This window comes from Deinococcus planocerae (assembly GCF_002869765.1).
Lineage (GTDB): Bacteria > Deinococcota > Deinococci > Deinococcales > Deinococcaceae > Deinococcus > Deinococcus planocerae.
The window spans coordinates 38,355-55,904 of the sequence record NZ_PNOR01000013.1 but is presented as its reverse complement, the minus strand read 5'-3'; the positions used below and the strand labels follow the sequence as shown (position 1 = coordinate 55,904).

Below are 17,550 nucleotides of genomic sequence, written 5' to 3'. Positions count from 1 at the left end.
CGAGGGGTCCTCAGTCTAGAAGGTGATCAGGACGGCGTTTGTGCCTTTTTCCTAGACCCCCGACGACTTGACCCCCCGACTTCAGAGCTTGATGTCAAATCCGATGGTCTCCCGCACGAGCTTGCCCATGTACGCCTTGGCGTCCACTGTCTCGGTTGAGAAGGCGTCCTTCAGGCTGGGAATGGGCAGCAGGATGGGGAGGTCACGCCCGCGCATCACCCGGGCGGTGGCGGTCGCCGGGTCGGGGATCAGCCCGGTATCGACCGCGACGAGGCCGTAGCGCCCCTCCACGATCACCCGTTCGAGTTCGCGCACGGCGTTTTCGGGGGTCGCCTCGACGACCTCCGCGCCCGCGAGGCGGTAGCCCGTGGCGGTCTCGGCGTCGGCGAGGACGGCGACCCGCTGGGTCTGGCTGCCTGCTCCAGCTTTGGCGGTCATGCCTGCACCTCCCGGCGAATCTGGTCGGTGGCGAGGTTGTAGAACTTGCCGCGCCCGATCAGGCGCAGCTTGGCGATCTCGATCTCCTTGCGGCGCAGGAAGTCGAGGATGACGCCCACGCCCTCGGGGTCGCTCATCGACGTGTTGCGGGCGGCGGTGTCGAGCGCTGCGCGGGCCGCGACCTCGGCGTCCTCCAGGGTGGAAGCCTCCAGGATGGCCGCCGCGTCGGGAATCCCGCTCGCGTCCCCGCCCGCGAGCCGGGTGTACCCGCCCGCGTCGAGATGCCCGCCCGGCACGAAGAGGTTGGGGTCGAGCGCCTGGCCGCGCGTGCCCCGGGCGATCAGGGCGTTGCGCACGTCGATCTCCCGGCCCAGGTAACGGCGCAGGCTGGTGTTGCGCGACACCGCGAGGGCGTGGCGGTAGTACCCCTGGTCGAGGGCGACCTCGAGGTCGAGCAGGCGGTTGCTCGCCCCGTAGGCGGCGGCCCCGTCGCGCATCGACCGGGCGAGCGGGTGCCCGCTGACGGCGATGGCGGTCGCGGCACTCGCCAGGTCGGTGCTCTGGGCGGCGGTCTGGAGGGCGGCGGGCTTGATCGTGCCGCCCGGGATCAGGCTCTCCAGAATCGCGTCGGAGCCCCGCCCGTTGACGATGCCGCGCGCCACGGTCTTGAGGTTCACGAGGTCCCAGCGCATCAGCAGGACCTCGATCTCCCGCCGCGCCTGCCCGTCGGCAAAATTCAGGACCTTGCGGGAGGTGGCGAAGAGGTTTTGCGAGAGGGCCCGGTCGAGTTCGGGCAACCCCGCGCCCTCGGCGGTCGTCTCGCGAAGCTGGGGCGCGAGGTCGGTCTCGGTGAGCACGCGCAGAAATTCCTGGTAGCTGCCCGAGGCGAGCGCCGAGTCAAGGGCGCGCCCGTCGAGCAGTTTGGTCCGCATCACGCGGACGCGCGTGTTGATGTAAGCGTAGTCGTCGGGCATCAGGTGTCCTATTCCCCGGCGAGCAGGCGGCTGATCTGCGGGGCGAGGTCGCCCTTCACCCGGTCGAGGCGGCCCCCCAGCGTGTTGGTGATCCCGCTCTTGCCGCCGCGCGCCACGACCCGCACGCCACCGTTGATGGCCGGGTTCTCCCGCACGGGCAGGTCGGTCACGAGTTCGCGCGCGAGCGCAGCCTCGGCGGGATTCACCTCGACGGCCTCCGCGTCGGGGATGGCCTGGCGGGCTTCCGTGATCAGGCGACCCAGAATCTCGCGGTACTCGGGGGCCTGCGTGATGCCCTGGAGATACTGCTCGACCATCCCGTACACCTGGCCCAAGCCCTGCTCTCCCGCATTCAGGCGCGAGGCGCTGAGTTCGAGGTCGGCGGCGGAGCGGGCGCGCACGAGGCCCGCCTGACGCTGGGTTTCCAGGGCGCGGGTGCGGCTGTCGAGCAGGCCCTGCGCGCGCTCCCGGGCGTCCGCCAGGATGCGGGCGGAACGCTCACGGGCCTCGGCGCGGACGCGCTCGATTTCCGACTGCGCTTCGTTCTCTAAGAGCTTGTCGAGCGCCATCTCAGTTGAGGATGAACAGCGCGAGGAAGCCGAAGATCACGAGCGTTTCGGGAATCAGGAAGTACAGCAGCAGGCTGCCCGCCTTGCTGGCGTCCTCAGCCACCGCGCCCACGAGGCTGGAGCCGATGCGCGCCTGCGCCACACCCGTGCCGAGCGCGCCGAGGCCGAGCGCCAGACCCGCGCCGAGGGCGCGCAGGCCACGGTACAGCTCGTCGGTGGACGCGCTGGCGCCGCCCGTCTCCTGGGCGAAACCGCTCGTGGCGAGGGCGAGGACGAGGGACGCGAGGACGATCTTGTTGTATTTGGTCATGGTTTGGCTCCCGAAACTGAAGTTATTTGGCCTGCCCGCCCAAGGAAGAGCTGGGTGGGCTGAGGCGGCGAAGGGGGTTGTAGGCCGGGCTCGTCTCCGCGTTGAAGCCGGTCGGGTTGAGGAACTCGACCATGTGCAGACGCAGCGGCTGGATGATGTGGCCGATCAGGGTGAGCGCCAGCACGAAAAAGTGCAGCACCGCCCCGAGGACGATCCCCAGGATCAGCCCCAGGAATCCGATGCGCTCGAACAGGCTCCAGCCCACGTCGGTGCACAGGCGGGCCAAAATCGCGGAGACCAGGCCCACGGCGAAGATACGGGCGTAGCTCACGACCGCGCCGCCCTGCGACAGCAGCTCGATGGGCAGCAGCGGGTAGTGCCTGAGCACCCGCAGGTAGCCCACGATGAACAGGACGAAGCCCAGGTACATCAGCCACACCAGGGGGCTGGCGAAGTTCGTGAACTGGCCGAAGTCCTGCCCGGCGCGGGTGGCGAAGGCCATGCAGATCAGGGCGCCCACCCCGCCGAACAGGGCGATGCCCTCCCAGGTGTGGGTCGCGTCGCGGTGCTTGATCCCCTGCCGAACGCGGATGCCCCAACCCCACAGCACCTGGAGTATGCCGAAGAGCAGCGCGAACACCAGCGCCACGTTAGAGAAGTAGCTCGTCTCCAGCCGTGGGAAGACGATCGGGATCAGGCCGCTGTAATAGCCTTCCCGGAGCTTCTCGGCCTCGACCGGGAATCTCAGGCCGGTCCAGCCCCACAGCCGGTCCAGCAGGCCGGGGTTGATGTAGAAGAAGTGGAGGTGTTCGAGCAGCGTGCCGAAGAACTCGCCCGTCAGAAAGCCCCACACGATGCTCCAGGCCGCCATCACGTTGGTGACGAAGCCCAGGTCACGCAGGGTCGAGGGCGGCACGTAGGCCCCGAAGAAGCTCAGGTCCCAGCCCTCGTTCCGGCGGGCCTTGCCCAGCAGCCACATCCCGAACAGGAGGAAGAGCAGCCCGTACCCGATGTCCGCGATGATGATGCCGAAAAACAGCGGGAAGAAGATGGCGATCACCCAGGTCGGATCGAAGGTCCCGTACTTCGGCAGGCTCATCAGCCCCATCACGACCTGGAAGGGCCGGACGTAGGAGTTGTTCTTGAGCTGCACGGGCACCCCGGCGTCGTGGTGCTCGTCGACGGGGTGCACTTCAAAGCTCACCGCGTCGCCGAACCGGCCCAGGGCCGCCGTCAGCGCGGGCACCCGGTCGGCGGGCACGTAACCCTGCATGGCGAGGCTGTACTTGCCCCGGGCCGACACCGCGCGCACGTCGTGGATCGCCACCCGGTCCTTGAGGGCGTCGCGCACCGCGAACAGGGCCGGGCCGTGCGCCCCCGCGAGGCGGTCGCGGTCCTCGGTGAGGCGGCGCTGGCGTTCGGCCCCACCCTCCCGGATACGCTCCATCTCGGCGGCGGCCTCCGAAAGGGGCATCCCGTCGAAGCGGCCCGGCAGTCTCAGTTCGCCCAGGCGCACCCGGCCCAGGGCGCCCCGGGCGGCGTCGCGGTCGGCGCGCAGGGTGGCGATCAAGCCGACGCGGTTTTGCCCGACCGTCTCCGTCGCCAGCGCGTACCGGTCGGGAAGGCCCGCGCGAAGCGCCGCGTCGAGTTCGCCGAGGTTGTCGCTGGGCTGGAGGAGGAAGGGCACGAGGCTGAGGCGGCGGCTGCGGTCGAGCCCCCCGGCCAGCCGGGCGAGGGCCCGCACCGCGTCCCCGTAGGACGCCTCCGCGTCGAGGTCCGCCTGGAGGTCCTGGCGGCTGCGGGCGAGGGCCGAGACGGGGCCCGCCGCGCCCTCGACCACGCTCTCCCACTCGCCTTGAGGGGGCAGGGGCGCGGGGGCGGGGCGGTAGGCGCCGAGTTCGGCGATGGTGCTCTCCGCGCGGGCGAGGAGGCGTTCGTCCTCGCGGCGGCTCTGGGCGTCTTGCCCGGCGAGGGTCCCGGTGTTCAGGGGCCCGCCCGTGATGGGCTTGAGGTGCAGCACACCCGCGTCTTGCAGCGCCGCGATAACCGCCTCGCTGTCGCGTCTGCGGGTGGCGATCACGACCTGCTGCATGGGGTTGATCACGGCAGCACCGCCCTCAGAATCTGCTCGGCGGCCTGCTGCACCCGCGCCGACGACCGCTCGCGGGTGGCCTGGGCCTCCTGCTCGGCCCTCAGGCGGGCCTCCTCGCGGATGCGCGCGGTCTCGGCCCCAAGCTGGGCCTCGCTCTCGGCCTGCATCGCCTGCGCGCGCGTCTGCGCGTCACGGAGGATGCGGGCCGCCTCGGCCTCGGCGGCTTCCACCTCCCGCCTCGCTTCCTCGCGGGCCGCCTCGATCTGCGCGTCCAGCGCCGCCTCTCGGCTCGCCAGCTCACTCAAGACTCGACTGGAGACGTCCAAATCCCTCCTCCTTTCTTTCCTGCAACATCGTCCGTTCGTGACTCAGCCGCACCCCGCCCCAAAATCCCCGTCCGGAGACAGGGAGCGTGGGGGATACGGCAAGTAGTGCGTTGGCCCGACCTTTGAAATGGCGTCAGACTCGTGAAGCATCCTAACACAGCCTCCTTTCCCGTCCCGGAGGGCCAAGCGTCCCGGAGACCGCGCGCGGGACTCGTCACCGCACGGGCGACACCGCCCCGGAACAGGAGACGGCCCGCCCCCGGGGATGCGGTCGGAGGCGGGCAGGACGTGGAGGTTCAGGGTCGTGGGGTGAGGCTCAGGTGGGCCTCAATCGCCGCCGAGGAAGACGGGGGCGCCGAGGCCGGTCTCGTTTTCGGAGTAGCCCTGCTCGCTGTGGGCGCTGATGTCGATTCCGGCGACCTCCTGGCTGGTGGGCACGCGCAGGGGGGTGAACAGGCCGACGAGCCGGAGCAGGATCAGGGACCCGAGCCCTGTGAAGGCCACGCTGGCGAGCACGCCGACGAGCTGGATCAGGAGCTGCTCAAAGACGGGCTTGCCGCTACCGGTGGTCCAGGCCAGAGCCCCGGTCAGCAGGGCGCCCACGATCCCGGCGACCCCGTGGCAGGCGAACACGTCGAGCGAGTCGTCGGCACGCAGCGACTGCTTGTACTGCACGGCCCAGAAGCTCGCGGTGGCGCCCAGCGCGCCCACGACGAGGGCGGCCCACGGGCTCACGAAGGCGCAGGCGGGGGTGATGGCGACCAGCCCGACGACGAGCCCGGTGGCGGCGCCGACGGCGGTGGGCTTGCCGTTGCGGCGGCTTTCCCACGCGAGCCACGTCAGCATCGCGGCGGCGGGGGCGATCAATGTGGTGATGAAGGCGAGCCCGGCGGTCTGCCCGGCGCTCAGGGCACTCCCGGCGTTGAAACCCATCCAGCCGAACCACAGCAGCCCCGCTCCCAACAGGACGAAGGGCACGTTGTGCGGCACGTGCGCCGTGCGGGGGTACCCGATGCGCGGCCCGAGCACGAACGCCGCGACGAGCGCCGAGACGCCCGCCGCGATGTGGATGACGGTGCCGCCCGCGAAATCGAGCGCCCCGAGCCTGAAGAGCCAGCCGTCCGCACTCCACACCCAATGGGCCAGGGGCGCGTAGATCAAGAGGCTCCACAGCCCGCCGAAGAGCAGGAACGCGCCGAAGCGCATCCGCTCGACGACCGCGCCGCTGATCAGGGCGAGCGCGATGATGGCGAACATCGCCTGGAAGGCCGCGAAGACGTAGGTGGGGACGGTGCCCGTCAGGCCGCCCGCCAGGCCCTCCAGCCCCAGGTTGCCCAGGCCGCCGATCAGGGCGTTGCCGCCCTCCCCGAAGGCGAGGGTGTACCCGGCGAGCATCCACAGCACGCCGACGAGCCCGATGGACACGACGCTCATCATCATGGTGTTCAGGACGCTCTGGGCGCGGGTCAGGCCGCCGTAGAAGAAGGCGAGCCCCGGGGTCATCAGGAGCACGAGGGCCGCCGAGACGAGCATCCAGGCGGTGTCGCCGGAGTTCAGCGTGGGCGTGTCGGCCTGGGCGAGGGCGGCGCCGCCGAGGAGCGCGAGCAGGGGCAGGGTTTTTTGCAGCATGGGCACGACTCCTTAGACCGGGACGCCCGGCGTGAGCTTCTTCTCGGTGACGGGGGTCAGGGCGGCGTTGTCCTCCTCGCCGGTGCGGATGCGGACCACGCGCTCCAGGGGCTGCACGAAGATCTTGCCGTCGCCCACCTCGCCCGTGCGCGCGCCCTGGCAGATCGCGCGAATCGCCACGTCCACGAAGGGTTCGGACACGGCCATGCGGAACTCGACCTTCTCCCGGAACTCCACCATCACCCGCGTGCCCCGGTAGTGCTCGACGATCTCCTGCTCGCCGCCGTGCCCCGACACGCGGCTGAGGGTGATCCCGCTGATGCCCGCCTGGAAGAGGGCCTCCTTGACCTGTTGCACCCGCTCCGGGCGCACGACCGCCGTGATCAGCCGCATGGCGTCTCCTTTTTGCCGCTCGATTTGCAGTGTCCGCATCCCTGCATGGGGTCAGCGTAGGGATAGTCATGCGAGGTGTCAACAAAAACTCGAACAGATGTCCAGATTTTCCGCGACAGTTTGCACTTGAGCGGGGAGGAAGGCGCCGTGGAGAGTCATACGCTGGCAAAACGTCCAAAAAGTTGACCCCGTCACGCAGGGAGGCGGGCGGGGACTGGGAGGGAAGTGGAGTCAGCTCAGGTAGGCGACGAGCAGGGCGAGGCCCGCGCGCAGATCGTCCTCGTGGACGGCCTCGACAACCGTGTGGATGTAGCGGGTGGGCACGCTGAGGGTGATGCTGGGCACGCCCAAGCGTGAGAGCTGGATGGCGGCGCCGTCCGTGCCCCCCAGCGGCAGCACTTCGAGCTGGTGCCGGATGCCCTCGCGCTCGGCGAGATCCGTGAACTCGTCCACCAGTCGCCGCGTCGAGATCATGGAGGAGTCGAAGACCTTGATGCCGATGCCCTCGCCGAGCCGGGTGACCGCCGCCTCGGGACCCGCGCCGGGGGTGTCCACCGCGAGCGTCACGTCCAGGCCGATGCCCAGCGTCGGCTCCACCCCGTAGGCCGCCACGCCCGCGCCGCGCAGGCCCACCTCCTCCTGCACGCTGAAGACGGCCACCACGTCGTGCCGGGGGCGGGTGCCCTGGAAGGCGCGCAGGAGTTCGAGTTGCAGGAAGACGCAGGCCCGGTCGTCCAGCGCCTTGCCCACGGTGAGCTTGCCGATCTGCCGGGCGGTCTGGTCGAGCGTCACCATGTCGCCCACGCGCACCCGGCGCCGCACCTCGTCCACGTCGAGGCCCAGGTCCACGAAGAACTCGCTGAGCTCGGGCACCTTCTTGCGGTCCTCCGGGGAGGAGATGTGGATGGGTTTGCCGCCGGGCGTCATGATGCCGGGCAGGGCCCCGCCGCGCGTCTGCACCGTCACGTTGCGGGCGAAGAGGTTGCGCGGGTCGAAGCCGCCGAGCGGTTGCACGCGCAGGAAGCCGCGGTCGTCGATGAAGCGCACCAGAAAGCCGATCTCGTCCATGTGGGCGCTGAGCATCACGCGCTCGCGGCCCTCGGCGGCGTCCTCCCGGCCCCGGCGCACGGCGATCACGTTGCCCAGCGGGTCCACCCGCACCTCGTCGGCCAGGCCCTCCAGCTCGCGCAGCACGAAGTCGCGCACGGCGTCCTCGTAGCCCGGCACGCCGTTGAGGTTCGAGAGCTGATGAAGGACATCCAGCCGCAGTTCGGTTGTGGTCATGGCGGTCAGGATACGCCGGGCTCGGGCTGGGGCGTCTCCTGAGACGGAACGGCGGGTTTCGGGCGCAGGTCGGTGCCGTTGAAGCGGCCCTGCGCCTCCGCCAGCCCGTGCTGAGCCCAGGCTTCCACCGCGTCCGCCCCCAGCCGCACGAGTTCGGCGAGGGTGCCCGCCTCCTCCTCCCGCCAGCGGCTCAGCACCCAGTCCGCCGGGTCCCAGCCCGCCGGGGGGCGCGAGATGCCGACCTTCAGGCGCGGGAAGGCGTCGGTGCCCAGCACCCGGATGATGTCCCGCACCCCGTTTTGCCCGCCGTGCCTCCCGCCCAGCCGGAACTTCAGCAGGCCGAAGGGGCTATCCAAATCGTCCTGCACGACGAGCATCGCGTCCGGCTCCAACTTGTAGAAGGAGACGAGCGGCCCGACCGCCTTGCCCGCCGCGTTCATGAAGGTCATGGGCTTGATCAGCAGGACCCGCGCACCGGGGGCCGGGCCGACGCGAATCTCGGCGACCTCGGCGTCCTTTTCCTTGCGCCACACCGCTCCCCAGCGGCGGGCCACCTCGTCCACGACGAGCCAGCCGACGTTGTGGCGGGTGCGGGCGTAGTTCGGCCCCGGATTGCCCAGGCCCACGACGAGGCGCATGTCAAGCCTCCAGGCTGTTCAGGGCCTCACGCCAGCGGGCCTCGGTCTCGCGGACACGGGCCTCCCCACGGGCGCGGACGTACCCGGCGCGGAAGTCGGCGAAGCGGGTGTCGGATTCGGCGAACAGGAGCCCGAGGGCCTGACGCACGTCCTGCACGTTGCGCTCGGTGAGGGTGGTGTCCTTGGCGTCCAGCACCTCGTCGAGGGTCGCCATCAGGCCGGAGAGGGGGCGCAGCCACTGGAAGGAGGGGTCGTTCATCACGAGCGAGTAGAGGGCAAAGGGACCCTTCACCGGCCCGTGCAGGAACTCGTACTCGCCCTTGGCGAAGTCGAGAAGTGCCGAGTGGAAGTGCCGCAAGCCCTGCGCCAGGGCGGTGAGCCGTGAGCGCACGCGAGAGTCTGAGGAAGGCCCTGAACCCGTCATAGCGGCAGGGTAGCAAGAGCGGCGAGGTCCGCCCGGTCTTTCCCCCGCAAGTTCACCCCGTAGAAGGCGGACACCACGCCCTTCATGGCGCGGTGCATCGCGGGCGTGAGGGTTCGGACCCGTACCCCCTCCCGCTCGACGAGATGCGGCGCGAGGAGGTCAGCGGGCCAGGCGATCCTCGACAGTTCCCCGAGGGTGCGCGGCGGGGTCACGTCACCCCGGATCGGCACGAGGTCCACGAGCAGGTCACCCCGGCGGTAGAACACGTCCCCCGACTCCAGTAAGCCGTGCGCGTGGGTGAACCCCAACCCCTCCAGCACCGTCACGGCCCGCTTTCCGTCTTCCTCACGCACCAGGAAGTCGATGTCGTCGTGGTCGCGGACGGGTGCGGCGGCCAGGCGGTCGAACTCCTGGCCGCCGATGAGCCAGCAGGTCACGCCCTCCTCGGCGAAGGCCCGGACAAGGGGCAGGGTCTCGGGGTGGAGCATGGGGAGGAGGTTACCAGCCCAGTGTCCCCGGCTCGCCTTTAAAGGGCCCCACCACGTTCGACGTGACCCACCCGCCGTAGAAGCCGCCCGGCTGCGGCGTCACCCGCTCGCCGTCCACCCGGCACTCGTCCACCCGGCCCGCGTAGACGGCCACATACCCGGCGATGGGCGCGAAGGCGGGGGTGGGCCGCTCGTAGCTCCACGCCACCCCCTCCGCCGTCTTGCCACCCACCCGCAGCGTCCAGTACGTCGCCTCGCCCTTCCACTCGCAGACGCTGCCGCCGCCCGCCGGAACGAGCACGCCGGGCAGGAAAGCGTCAGAGGGCAGGTAGTAGGTGGGCGGGTGGCTCGTCTCCAGCACGCGGAAGCCCCCCGTCGTCTCCGCGATCTTCACCCCACCGAACCAGATTTCGAGCCGCGCGGGCGTGCGCTCCAACCGGGGCGGGCGGGGGTAGTCCCAGACGCTTTCCTGACCGGGGCCGGGCGGGGTGGGGTGGGGGCGGGGCATAGCAAGAGTGTGAGGGATGGAGGGGAGGAGGGCCGTCAGCGTTCACCCCGTCCGGGTAGGCTGGGTTATGGCTTGGAATAAGCCCGATTTGGAACCCTTCTGTACGCTTCCTGACACTGAACCGCTCGTCCTTGCACAGGAAGCGGCACGGCGAGGCTTAAGCCCGATGGAAGTCATCTATGTCCTGCGCGAAGTGTGTGGCATAAGTACCGAAGATGCAAAGGGGGTCCTCCACCAAGTTTGGTCGGAGATGCACACCTTTCACACCCGATTGCTCGCTGATCTGGACGCCCTTCACGCCGAGATGGACCTGGAAAACGGCATCCCCTGATACCTACCTCCTGCCGCCCGACCCGGGTAGGCTGGCCATGTGACCACCATCAACCTGCCGGACGCCGACGTGCCCGAGCTGAGCGGCACGGTGAACCTCGCGGACCTCGAAGCCCTGGGACGGTCCCGCCTCGACCGCAACGCGCTGGAGTATTACGCAAGCGGCGCGAACGACGAGGTGACGCTGCGGGCGAACCGCGAGGGCTTCCGCGCCATTCGTCTGCGGCCCCGCGTGCTCGTGGACGTGTCGAACGTGGACACCCGCAGTGAGGTGCTGGGGCTGCCGCTTGCCTGTCCCGTGGGCATCGCCCCGAGTGCCTTCCACGGTCTCGCGCACGAGACGGCGGAGAGGGGCACGGCCCGCGCGGCGGCCTCGGCAGGAAGCCTGATGACCCTGAGCACCTTCAGCAACACGCCCATCGAGGACGTGGCACAGGACGCGGCGGGCCGCCTGTGGTTCCAGCTTTACCCCTCCACCGACCGGGAGGCGAGCGCCGACCTCGTGCGCCGGGCCGAGGCGGCGGGGACGCGGGCCCTCGTGGTGACCGTGGACGCGCCGTTCGTGGGTCGCCGCGAGCCGAACGAACGCCACCGCTTCGCCCTGCCGCCGCATCTGAGTGTGCCGAACGCGGGCAGCCGCGAGCACCTCGCCCGGATGGAATCGGGCAGCGGGTCGCAGCTCGTGAACTACTTTCAGGGGCTGGTGGACAAGGCCTTCACCTGGGCCGACCTCGCCTGGCTGCGGTCGGTCACAGCGCTGCCGGTCGTCCTCAAGGGCATCCTCACCGCCGAGGACGCCCGGCTCGCCGCCGAGCACGGAGCCCACGTCTGGGTCAGCAACCACGGGGGAAGGCAGCTCGACACCGCCGTCAGCTCCATCGAGGCCCTGCCCGAGGTCGTGGAGGCCGTCGCGGGGCGCGTGGAGGTCTACCTCGACGGCGGCGTGACACGCGGGACGGACGTGCTGGGGGCCGTGGCCCTCGGCGCCCGCTGCGTGTTTCTGGGCCGGGCGGCGCTGTGGGGCCTTGCGGCGGGCGGGGAGGCGGGCGTGCGGCGCACCCTCGACCTCCTGCAAGACGAGTTGCGGTTGGCCCTGGCCCTATGCGGCAAGCAGAACATCGGGCAGGTGGGGCGGGATTTGGTGCGGTTGTGAACGGGCTGGATTTGGAGCCCTACCGGGTGCTGGCTGAGGCGGGGCCGCTGGCGGTGGCGGAGGAGGCGAAGCGGCGGGGTTTGAGTTCGATGGAAATTATGTACGTCGTGCGTGGTGTATGCGGTTTGACCGTCAAGGAAGCGAAAGAAATCCTGTTTCAAGCCAAGCCGGAATTGAACGAATTTTACGACCAGTTGGTAGCCGACTTGGACGCTGCTCAGGCTGAGATGAATGAGGAGAGCGAGCCTTCCTGATAGAGACAAGCTTCGCTGGGCTGCCCGTTGTGTTCCCCCTGCCGCTCCACAGCCTCGCAAGGCCCAACCCCCCACCAGAAGGAAAGGTCAGCAGCAGGCGATGGCACCCGGCTTGCCCCGATCCTAACGCCGCCTCGGCCACGCCCCGGTAGACCACAGCGCCCACAGCACCAGCAAGGGCTGGAAGAACAGCCGGGTCAGCCGCGCCCCGTCGGTGTTCAGCCCGAAGGCGTCCGTGCGGGTGAGGTACTGCGACACGTTGCCGGGGAAGACGGCGACGAAAAAGGCGGCCACCACCCACCCCACCGTCACCCGCTGGCGCGGCAGGGCGAGCAGAGCCGCGCCCAGCACGATCTCCACGACCCCGGACGCCAGCACCACGAAGTCGGGATCGAGCGGCAGCCACCCCGGCACCTGCGCCTGGAACTCCCGCCGCAGCGTCGTGAGGTGGCCGACACCAGCCAGAGTCAGCGCCGCCCCCAGCAGGATGCGGGCCACCGTGCGGGCCCGGGAGGTTGGGGGCAGCATGTTCTTCAGGCCGCGACCTTCTCTTTCCGCCTCGTCCTGGGCGTCCTGAGGGTCTTCTCGCTCTCCAGCATCCGTTTGAGGGCGGCCTCGGCGCGGGTCAGGCCCTCCAGGTCGGGCTCAGCGCGGCCCGCCCGCGGCTCGTAGTCGTCGAGGACCTTGCCCTCCTGGTAACGGTCGAAGATGACGGGGCAGATGTAGCTGCCGCGCGTGACGGCGGGCGTGTTCCCCAGATCCTCGGCGACGTACTTGACGCACTCCACCAGGGTCTTGCGGGCCTGCCGCTCGCTCCCCGGCGCTCCCGCCTCGGCCAGGAACTCGGCGGCGACGAGGGTGCCGCCCCAGGTGCGGAAGTCCTTGGCGGTGAAGGGGCCGACCACTTCGCGCAGGTAGGCGTTGAGGTCGGGAGCGCGCACCCGCAGACGGGTGCCGTCCTCCTCCACGCTCTGGAAGAGCCAGGGGCCGGGCAGTTCGAGGAGCCGCGCGATGTTATTGGCGAGGGTGCGGTCGCGGATGACCCGGTGCTGGTGAACCCCGTGCTTGCCCCGGAAGGTGAAGGTCACGGTCCCGCCCTCCACCTTGACGTGGCGCTGGCGCAGGGTCGAGAGGCCGTAGGTCTTGTGCGCCCGCGCGTAGGCGTCGCTCCCCACCCGGAAGTGGGCGACGTGCAGGAGCCGGGTCATCAGCGCGAGTACCTTGCGCCGGGGCAGGCCAGAGAGGCGCAGGTCCGAGGCCGTCACCATCCGCAGGGTCGGCAACGCGTCCGCGAAACGCGTAAGGCGTTGCCACTTCTTCAGCGCGCCCGCCTGCATGAAGTCTGGGTGGTAGCGGTACTGGAGCCGCCCGGCAGCGTCCCGCCCGAACGCCTGCAACTCGGCGTCGGGGTCGGGGGAGACGTACACGCCCTCGTATGCGGGGGGCACGGCGAGGGCGGCAATGCGAAGGATGCCCTCCTCGTCCGTGTACTCCTCCCCGTCGGGCCAGAAGTAGCGGAAGGCTTTGGGATCGTTCCCCTCGCGGCGCAGGTACTCATCCTGGAGGAGTTCGGTGCGGCTGGGCATCCCTACTGCTCCTCCGCCTTCTCGGGAAGCTGCCAGTCAATCGGCGTCTCCCCCGCCTCCTCCAGCGCGGCGTTCACCTTGGAAAAGGGTTTCGTGCCCAGGAACTTCGCCACGCTCAGGGGGCTGGGGTGCGCGGACTCGATGATCACGTGCTGCCCCCCCGTAATGAGCTTCGCCTTCTTGCGGGCGTAGGCGCCCCACAGCACGAAGACGACCCGGGTCGGCTTGGCGTTGACGGCGCGGATCACGGCGTCGGTGAAGGTCTCCCACCCCTTCCCCGCGTGGCTGTTGGGTTCAGCCTGCCGCACGGTGAGGACGGCGTTGAGGAGCAACACGCCCTGCCGCGCCCAGGGCACCAGGTAGCCGTGCTTGGGGGGCTTGAAGCCCACGTCGTCGCGCAACTCCTTGTAGATGTTCCCGAGGCTGGGCGGCGGACGTACGCCGGGCCGCACGCTGAAGCTCAGGCCGTGCGCCTGCCCCGCCCCGTGGTAGGGGTCCTGGCCGAGGATGAAGACCTTGACCCCATCGTAGGGGGTGTAGGCGAGCGCGTTGAACACGTCCTCCTGGGCCGGGTACACGGGGCCCGCCTCGCGCTCGCGGGCCACGAAGGCGAGGAGGTCGCGGAAATAGGGCTTAGATGTCTCCCCGGCGAGCACCTCGTCCCAACCGCCGGGGAGGTGGACGGCGGGGGGGGCGTCCTTGGTATCCGATTGAGGCGGCAGGTCGAACAGGCTGGGTTGGTCCGTCATGGTGTCCTTTCCTGGGGGCGGCTCACGCCGGGGCACAACTCGCCCCGCAGTCTTGCCTACCCTCCCGGGGCGGACGGTACGAACCCTCTTGACTTCAAGGAAAGGTAAAGCGGCCCTCCCCAGAGTGCAGCCGATCCGAGGTCCCGAGCCTTGAACAAAAACCGACGACCGGAGAGATTCTCCAGCCGTCGGTCATCCACTTCATGGGCAAGAAACGGGGTCGCTCAGATGCCCAGCCGCCCCGCGGTCGCCTTCTCCACCGGCGTGCCGCTCGTCCCGTCGAAGGCGTCGATCTCCTCGATGAAGCGGTCGAAGAGGTAGCGGCTGTCGTGCGGCCCCGGGCTCGCCTCCGGGTGGTACTGCACCGAGAAGACCGGGTAGCGCGAGTGCGCCATCCCCTCCAGCGTCTGATCGTTGAGGTTGACGTGCGTGGCGACGAAGGCACCGTTCGGAATCGACTCGATGTCCACCGCGTACCCGTGGTTTTGCGAGGTGATCTCCACGTTCCCGGTAAGCAGATTCTTGACGGGCTGGTTTCCGCCCCGGTGCCCGAACTTCATCTTGAAGGTGCGCCCTCCCGCCGCGAGGCCCAGAATCTGGTGCCCCAGGCAGATGCCGAAGGTGGGCAGCAGGCCCATCAGCTCCCAGGCGGTCTTGTGCGCGTACTCTAGGGGCGCGGGGTCACCGGGGCCGTTCGACAGGAAGAGGCCGTGCGGCTGGAGCGCCATGATCTGGGCCGGGGTGGTGTGCGCGGGCACGACGATGGGCTCGATGCCGACCTCCGCCAGCCGCTCGATGATGGTGTGCTTGATGCCGAAGTCCATCAGCACCACGCGCTTGCCGTGCCGCAGGGTGGGGAAGGCGTAGGGCAGGGAGGTCGTGACTTCCCTCGTCATGTCGTGCCCGTCGATGTCCTGGTGGTCACGGGCGCGCCCCACGTAGACCTGCTCCTCGGCGGGCGAGAACTCGCCGTAGGGGTCCTCCGGGTGGGTGTACGAGCGGTGCGCGATCACGCCCTTGACCACGCCGCCCGTCCGCAGCCGCCGCACGAGCGCCCGGGTGTCGATGCCCTGGATGCTCACCACGCCGTACTGCTGCATGAAGCTCTCCAGCGACTGCTGGGCGCGGTGGTTGGAGTAGTCACCCGAGAACTCGCGGGAGATGAAGCCGCGCACGTAGGGCTTGTTGCTCTCCATGTCGTAGATCGCCACCCCGTAGTTCCCGACGTGGGGGTAGGTGATGGTCACGATCTGCCCGTTGTACGAGGGGTCGGTCATGATCTCCTGGTACCCCGTCATGGAGGTGTTGAACACCACCTCGCCGACCGTCTCGCCCCGGTGCCCGAAGGCGTAGCCCCGGTACACGGTGCCGTCTTCGAGGGCGAGGATGGCGCGTTCTTTTCGGATCATAGGGGGCCTCCATACCGGCTCACGGGCCGGGCTTCATGGTGGGGGAGCTGTCAGCTCTCAGCCATCGACTTCGGCCATAGAGAGTAACAAAAAAGACAGAATACAAGTGTTCTAACACTACGGTTGTATGAGTATAGACAGCTCTGCTATTTCCTATTTATACTGCCCATACTTTCAGCCCTACGCCAGTACTCTTGAGCTGCAATGAAATTACCAGTCATACTCGCGTGCCTTGCTTTAATTCTTAGGACTACAGGCTCTTCGGGCAACACACCAAGCAAAATACTCGCCTCCTCTTTCTTATTTTCATCAAGTAACAGAGCTGCTTTCAAGGCTTTGGCATATTTACTTACCCTACCTTCTCCCGAGATTTCGTCAACCAAAGAATGCGCTTTAAAAAGCATATTTGCTATACGAAACTTTTTGACTGATTCTAGACAAGTAAAAGGGTCTCCAAACCTCCTGTAGTTTTCCTCAAAATCTTCTGCCTGCTTAATTATTAAATCCCTAGAACGACCTTCTGCTTTAGTCGCCCCGTAGTTTGAGTAATTTCCTAAAGGTCCAAACGGATAATCGCCTTCAATTTCGGCTGTTGTCTTCTGATACTCCTCCCCAACAATGCTTTTGACGACTGCAAAGAATTTTTTGCCACCCGGTCCCTCCCACTCCAGCTTCTGACCCTCACTGGAATACTCTAAAAGTTGTCCAACTATACTATCCGGGCCGAAGGTTTTGCCGATTTCCTTTAACTCGAAGCCCGACCCTAGAGTCCAAACTTCCTCTTTGCCTTGAAAATCAACAAGAAAAACTGTTTCTGGTTGCCACATGTATAGCCTCCTTTACCCCAGCTCCTTATACATCGCTATCTCATTGCAGTTCTCGAAGAACGCGCACCGCTGGCATTCGCTCCACACCTTCGGGTGCAGGTTCGTCTTCTCGATCCGGGTAAAGCCGCACTTCTCGAAAAAGCCCTGCTGGTACGTCCACGCGAAGAGGGCGGGCAGGGCGATGTCACGCGCCTCGGCCTCGCAGGCCTCCACGAGCTGTTTGCCCAGCCCCCGCCCCTGCATGTTGGGGTGAATGGCGAGGCCGCGCACCTCCGCCAGATCGGGCGCGAGCATGTGCAGGCCGCAGACCCCCGCCAGCCCGCCCGGCCTGCCCCCGTGAGGCTCGGCGAGCACGAGGTGGAAGTCGCGGATCGTCTCGGCGAGCAGGGCCTTGGAGCGCACCAGCATCAGGCCCCGCGCCGCCCAGTAGCCGATCAGCTCGTGGATGGCGTCGATGTCGGACAGCCGGGCCTTGCGGGTGCTCAGCGGCGCCTGCGGGTGCAGGTCGGGAACGGCGATGGAGTCGAGGGAGAGGAGGGTCATGGTCGCCCTCCGCCACGCCGCCCCGCGAGGCTCGGCTGGAACGTGGACCGTGGAGGGTGGACCGTGGGAAAAGGTTCAGCCCTTCCTACGATCCACGGTCCACGGTCTCCCTCCCCCCCTACGCCTTGCTCGCCGCCCGGTCGAGCGGACGCATCCAGGTCGTGCCGCCGGGGCGCTCGCTGCGGGCGCGGTAGGCACGAATCTGGGGCGTGTCGGGCAGCTCGCCCATCACCACGGCGAGGGGGACTTGCTGGAAGCCGAAGTTGCTCCAGTCGCCCCCCTTGCTGAACATGTAGATCGCCCGGTCGCCCCGCCCCTGGGCGTACTGCACGGCCCCCATCACGAGGCGGCGGCCCAGCCCAGTTCCGCGCACATTCGGCAGCACCGCCGCGCCGCGCAGCAGCGAGGCCCCGTCCCCGTGTTCCAGGCCGATGGCGCCCACGGGTTGTTCGCCGCGCGTGGCGATCCAGTAGGTCGTGCCCTCGGCGAGGGCCGCCTCCGTCTCCAGCCCGGCCTCCTGCATCACGCGGGTGACGGTCTCCTTGTCCTGGGGGCCAGCGAGTCGGATCTTCACATTGGGGTCGGTCATGGGAAAGTCCTCCGTGGGGGGCGCCCCTCCGAAGACC

At 68.4% G+C, this 17,550-nt stretch carries 22 protein-coding genes; 2 read left to right on the top strand and 20 right to left on the bottom strand.

Annotated features, from left to right (window positions below):
• Nucleotides 1-81: 81 nt before the first annotated feature.
• The 13 genes from A7B18_RS09300 to A7B18_RS09240 all read right to left on the bottom strand — a co-directional run bounded on the left by A7B18_RS09300 (nt 82) and on the right by A7B18_RS09240 (nt 10,073).
• The gene (locus tag A7B18_RS09300) at nt 82-438 is read right to left on the bottom strand and encodes a V-type ATP synthase subunit F (protein WP_102126417.1); all 357 of its coding nucleotides are present in this window, start codon (nt 436-438) and stop codon (nt 82-84) included.
• Nucleotides 435-1,412 carry a V0D/AC39 family V-type ATPase subunit gene (locus A7B18_RS09295; RefSeq protein WP_102126416.1) on the bottom strand — a complete coding sequence of 326 codons (978 nt, stop codon included), beginning with the start codon at nt 1,410-1,412 and terminating at the stop codon, nt 435-437. Before A7B18_RS09295 ends, A7B18_RS09300 begins: the two co-directional genes overlap by 4 nt.
• A gap of 8 nt (nt 1,413-1,420) precedes the next feature.
• The gene (locus tag A7B18_RS09290; protein WP_102126415.1) at nt 1,421-1,981 is read right to left on the bottom strand and encodes a V-type ATP synthase subunit E; all 561 of its coding nucleotides are present in this window, start codon (nt 1,979-1,981) and stop codon (nt 1,421-1,423) included.
• Between the two features lies 1 nt (nt 1,982).
• Nucleotides 1,983-2,291 carry a V-type ATP synthase subunit K gene (locus tag A7B18_RS09285; protein ID WP_102126414.1) on the bottom strand — a complete coding sequence of 103 codons (309 nt, stop codon included), beginning with the start codon at nt 2,289-2,291 and terminating at the stop codon, nt 1,983-1,985.
• A gap of 22 nt (nt 2,292-2,313) precedes the next feature.
• Complete coding sequence (locus A7B18_RS09280) at nt 2,314-4,395, bottom strand: V-type ATP synthase subunit I (protein WP_102126413.1); 2,082 nt, start codon at nt 4,393-4,395, stop codon at nt 2,314-2,316.
• Complete coding sequence (locus tag A7B18_RS09275; RefSeq protein ID WP_102126412.1) at nt 4,392-4,709, bottom strand: V-type ATPase subunit subunit G family protein; 318 nt, start codon at nt 4,707-4,709, stop codon at nt 4,392-4,394. Before A7B18_RS09275 ends, A7B18_RS09280 begins: the two co-directional genes overlap by 4 nt.
• A 327-nt stretch (nt 4,710-5,036) precedes the next feature.
• Nucleotides 5,037-6,338, bottom strand: coding sequence for an ammonium transporter (locus A7B18_RS09270; RefSeq protein WP_102126411.1), 1,302 nt, complete (start codon nt 6,336-6,338; stop codon nt 5,037-5,039).
• 12 nt (nt 6,339-6,350) lie between these two features.
• A complete protein-coding gene (locus tag A7B18_RS09265; protein WP_180970088.1) occupies nt 6,351-6,731 on the bottom strand; it encodes a P-II family nitrogen regulator in 381 nt (126 codons plus the stop codon).
• A gap of 231 nt (nt 6,732-6,962) precedes the next feature.
• Nucleotides 6,963-8,015, bottom strand: a complete 1,053-nt coding sequence (locus A7B18_RS09260; RefSeq protein WP_102126410.1) for a M42 family metallopeptidase — start codon at nt 8,013-8,015, stop codon at nt 6,963-6,965.
• A 5-nt stretch (nt 8,016-8,020) separates the two neighbouring features.
• Nucleotides 8,021-8,653 (bottom strand): aminoacyl-tRNA hydrolase, encoded by a 633-nt coding sequence (gene pth / locus A7B18_RS09255; RefSeq protein WP_102126409.1) that lies wholly within the window; start codon nt 8,651-8,653, stop codon nt 8,021-8,023.
• Between the two features lies 1 nt (nt 8,654).
• Nucleotides 8,655-9,077, bottom strand: coding sequence for a hypothetical protein (locus A7B18_RS09250; protein WP_102126408.1), 423 nt, complete (start codon nt 9,075-9,077; stop codon nt 8,655-8,657).
• Complete coding sequence (locus tag A7B18_RS09245) at nt 9,074-9,565, bottom strand: nucleotidyltransferase family protein (protein ID WP_102126407.1); 492 nt, start codon at nt 9,563-9,565, stop codon at nt 9,074-9,076. The genes A7B18_RS09250 and A7B18_RS09245 overlap by 4 nt, the downstream gene beginning before the upstream one ends.
• A gap of 10 nt (nt 9,566-9,575) precedes the next feature.
• Nucleotides 9,576-10,073 (bottom strand): DUF427 domain-containing protein, encoded by a 498-nt coding sequence (locus A7B18_RS09240; protein WP_102126406.1) that lies wholly within the window; start codon nt 10,071-10,073, stop codon nt 9,576-9,578.
• 370 nt (nt 10,074-10,443) lie between these two features.
• On the opposite strand from A7B18_RS09240, the gene A7B18_RS09235 reads away from it, so the two are divergent.
• On the top strand, nt 10,444-11,556 hold the full coding sequence (locus A7B18_RS09235) for an alpha-hydroxy acid oxidase (protein ID WP_102126405.1): 1,113 nt from the start codon (nt 10,444-10,446) through the stop codon (nt 11,554-11,556).
• Complete coding sequence (locus A7B18_RS09230) at nt 11,553-11,810, top strand: hypothetical protein (protein WP_102126404.1); 258 nt, start codon at nt 11,553-11,555, stop codon at nt 11,808-11,810. The genes A7B18_RS09235 and A7B18_RS09230 overlap by 4 nt, the downstream gene beginning before the upstream one ends.
• Before the next feature lie 123 nt (nt 11,811-11,933).
• Here the strand turns inward: A7B18_RS09230 and A7B18_RS09225 are convergent, their stop codons facing one another.
• From A7B18_RS09225 to A7B18_RS09200, 7 genes are all read right to left on the bottom strand, one after another.
• Nucleotides 11,934-12,338, bottom strand: a complete 405-nt coding sequence (locus A7B18_RS09225) for a DoxX family protein (RefSeq protein ID WP_102126403.1) — start codon at nt 12,336-12,338, stop codon at nt 11,934-11,936.
• Nucleotides 12,339-12,343: 5 nt separating this feature from the next.
• Entirely contained in the window at nt 12,344-13,396 is a 1,053-nt protein-coding gene (locus tag A7B18_RS09220; RefSeq protein ID WP_102126402.1) for a DNA topoisomerase IB, read from the bottom strand.
• 2 nt (nt 13,397-13,398) lie between these two features.
• Nucleotides 13,399-14,145 carry a uracil-DNA glycosylase gene (ung, locus tag A7B18_RS09215; protein WP_102126401.1) on the bottom strand — a complete coding sequence of 249 codons (747 nt, stop codon included), beginning with the start codon at nt 14,143-14,145 and terminating at the stop codon, nt 13,399-13,401.
• A 224-nt stretch (nt 14,146-14,369) separates the two neighbouring features.
• Nucleotides 14,370-15,554: a glutamine-hydrolyzing carbamoyl-phosphate synthase small subunit gene (carA, locus tag A7B18_RS09210; RefSeq protein ID WP_102126400.1), complete on the bottom strand. Its 1,185-nt coding sequence runs from the start codon at nt 15,552-15,554 to the stop codon at nt 14,370-14,372.
• A gap of 146 nt (nt 15,555-15,700) precedes the next feature.
• Nucleotides 15,701-16,381: a hypothetical protein gene (locus A7B18_RS21365; RefSeq protein WP_146009500.1), complete on the bottom strand. Its 681-nt coding sequence runs from the start codon at nt 16,379-16,381 to the stop codon at nt 15,701-15,703.
• Between the two features lie 12 nt (nt 16,382-16,393).
• Nucleotides 16,394-16,924 carry an N-acetyltransferase gene (locus tag A7B18_RS09205; RefSeq protein WP_102126399.1) on the bottom strand — a complete coding sequence of 177 codons (531 nt, stop codon included), beginning with the start codon at nt 16,922-16,924 and terminating at the stop codon, nt 16,394-16,396.
• Nucleotides 16,925-17,042: 118 nt separating this feature from the next.
• Nucleotides 17,043-17,513 carry a GNAT family N-acetyltransferase gene (locus tag A7B18_RS09200; RefSeq protein ID WP_102126398.1) on the bottom strand — a complete coding sequence of 157 codons (471 nt, stop codon included), beginning with the start codon at nt 17,511-17,513 and terminating at the stop codon, nt 17,043-17,045.
• Nucleotides 17,514-17,550: the final 37 nt, after the last annotated feature.

Coding starts and splice junctions, on each gene's coding strand:
- A7B18_RS09300 (WP_102126417.1), bottom strand. CDS start 438: ATGACCGCCAAAGCTGGAGCAGGCAGCCAGACCCAGCGGGTCGCCGTC.
- A7B18_RS09295 (WP_102126416.1), bottom strand. CDS start 1,412: ATGCCCGACGACTACGCTTACATCAACACGCGCGTCCGCGTGATGCGG.
- A7B18_RS09290 (WP_102126415.1), bottom strand. CDS start 1,981: ATGGCGCTCGACAAGCTCTTAGAGAACGAAGCGCAGTCGGAAATCGAG.
- A7B18_RS09285 (WP_102126414.1), bottom strand. CDS start 2,291: ATGACCAAATACAACAAGATCGTCCTCGCGTCCCTCGTCCTCGCCCTC.
- A7B18_RS09270 (WP_102126411.1), bottom strand. CDS start 6,338: ATGCTGCAAAAAACCCTGCCCCTGCTCGCGCTCCTCGGCGGCGCCGCC.
- A7B18_RS09265 (WP_180970088.1), bottom strand. CDS start 6,731: ATGCGGCTGATCACGGCGGTCGTGCGCCCGGAGCGGGTGCAACAGGTC.
- A7B18_RS09260 (WP_102126410.1), bottom strand. CDS start 8,015: ATGACCACAACCGAACTGCGGCTGGATGTCCTTCATCAGCTCTCGAAC.
- pth (WP_102126409.1), bottom strand. CDS start 8,653: ATGCGCCTCGTCGTGGGCCTGGGCAATCCGGGGCCGAACTACGCCCGC.
- A7B18_RS09250 (WP_102126408.1), bottom strand. CDS start 9,077: ATGACGGGTTCAGGGCCTTCCTCAGACTCTCGCGTGCGCTCACGGCTC.
- A7B18_RS09245 (WP_102126407.1), bottom strand. CDS start 9,565: ATGCTCCACCCCGAGACCCTGCCCCTTGTCCGGGCCTTCGCCGAGGAG.
- A7B18_RS09240 (WP_102126406.1), bottom strand. CDS start 10,073: ATGCCCCGCCCCCACCCCACCCCGCCCGGCCCCGGTCAGGAAAGCGTC.
- A7B18_RS09225 (WP_102126403.1), bottom strand. CDS start 12,338: ATGCTGCCCCCAACCTCCCGGGCCCGCACGGTGGCCCGCATCCTGCTG.
- A7B18_RS09220 (WP_102126402.1), bottom strand. CDS start 13,396: ATGCCCAGCCGCACCGAACTCCTCCAGGATGAGTACCTGCGCCGCGAG.
- ung (WP_102126401.1), bottom strand. CDS start 14,145: ATGACGGACCAACCCAGCCTGTTCGACCTGCCGCCTCAATCGGATACC.
- carA (WP_102126400.1), bottom strand. CDS start 15,554: ATGATCCGAAAAGAACGCGCCATCCTCGCCCTCGAAGACGGCACCGTG.
- A7B18_RS21365 (WP_146009500.1), bottom strand. CDS start 16,381: ATGTGGCAACCAGAAACAGTTTTTCTTGTTGATTTTCAAGGCAAAGAG.
- A7B18_RS09205 (WP_102126399.1), bottom strand. CDS start 16,924: ATGACCCTCCTCTCCCTCGACTCCATCGCCGTTCCCGACCTGCACCCG.
- A7B18_RS09200 (WP_102126398.1), bottom strand. CDS start 17,513: ATGACCGACCCCAATGTGAAGATCCGACTCGCTGGCCCCCAGGACAAG.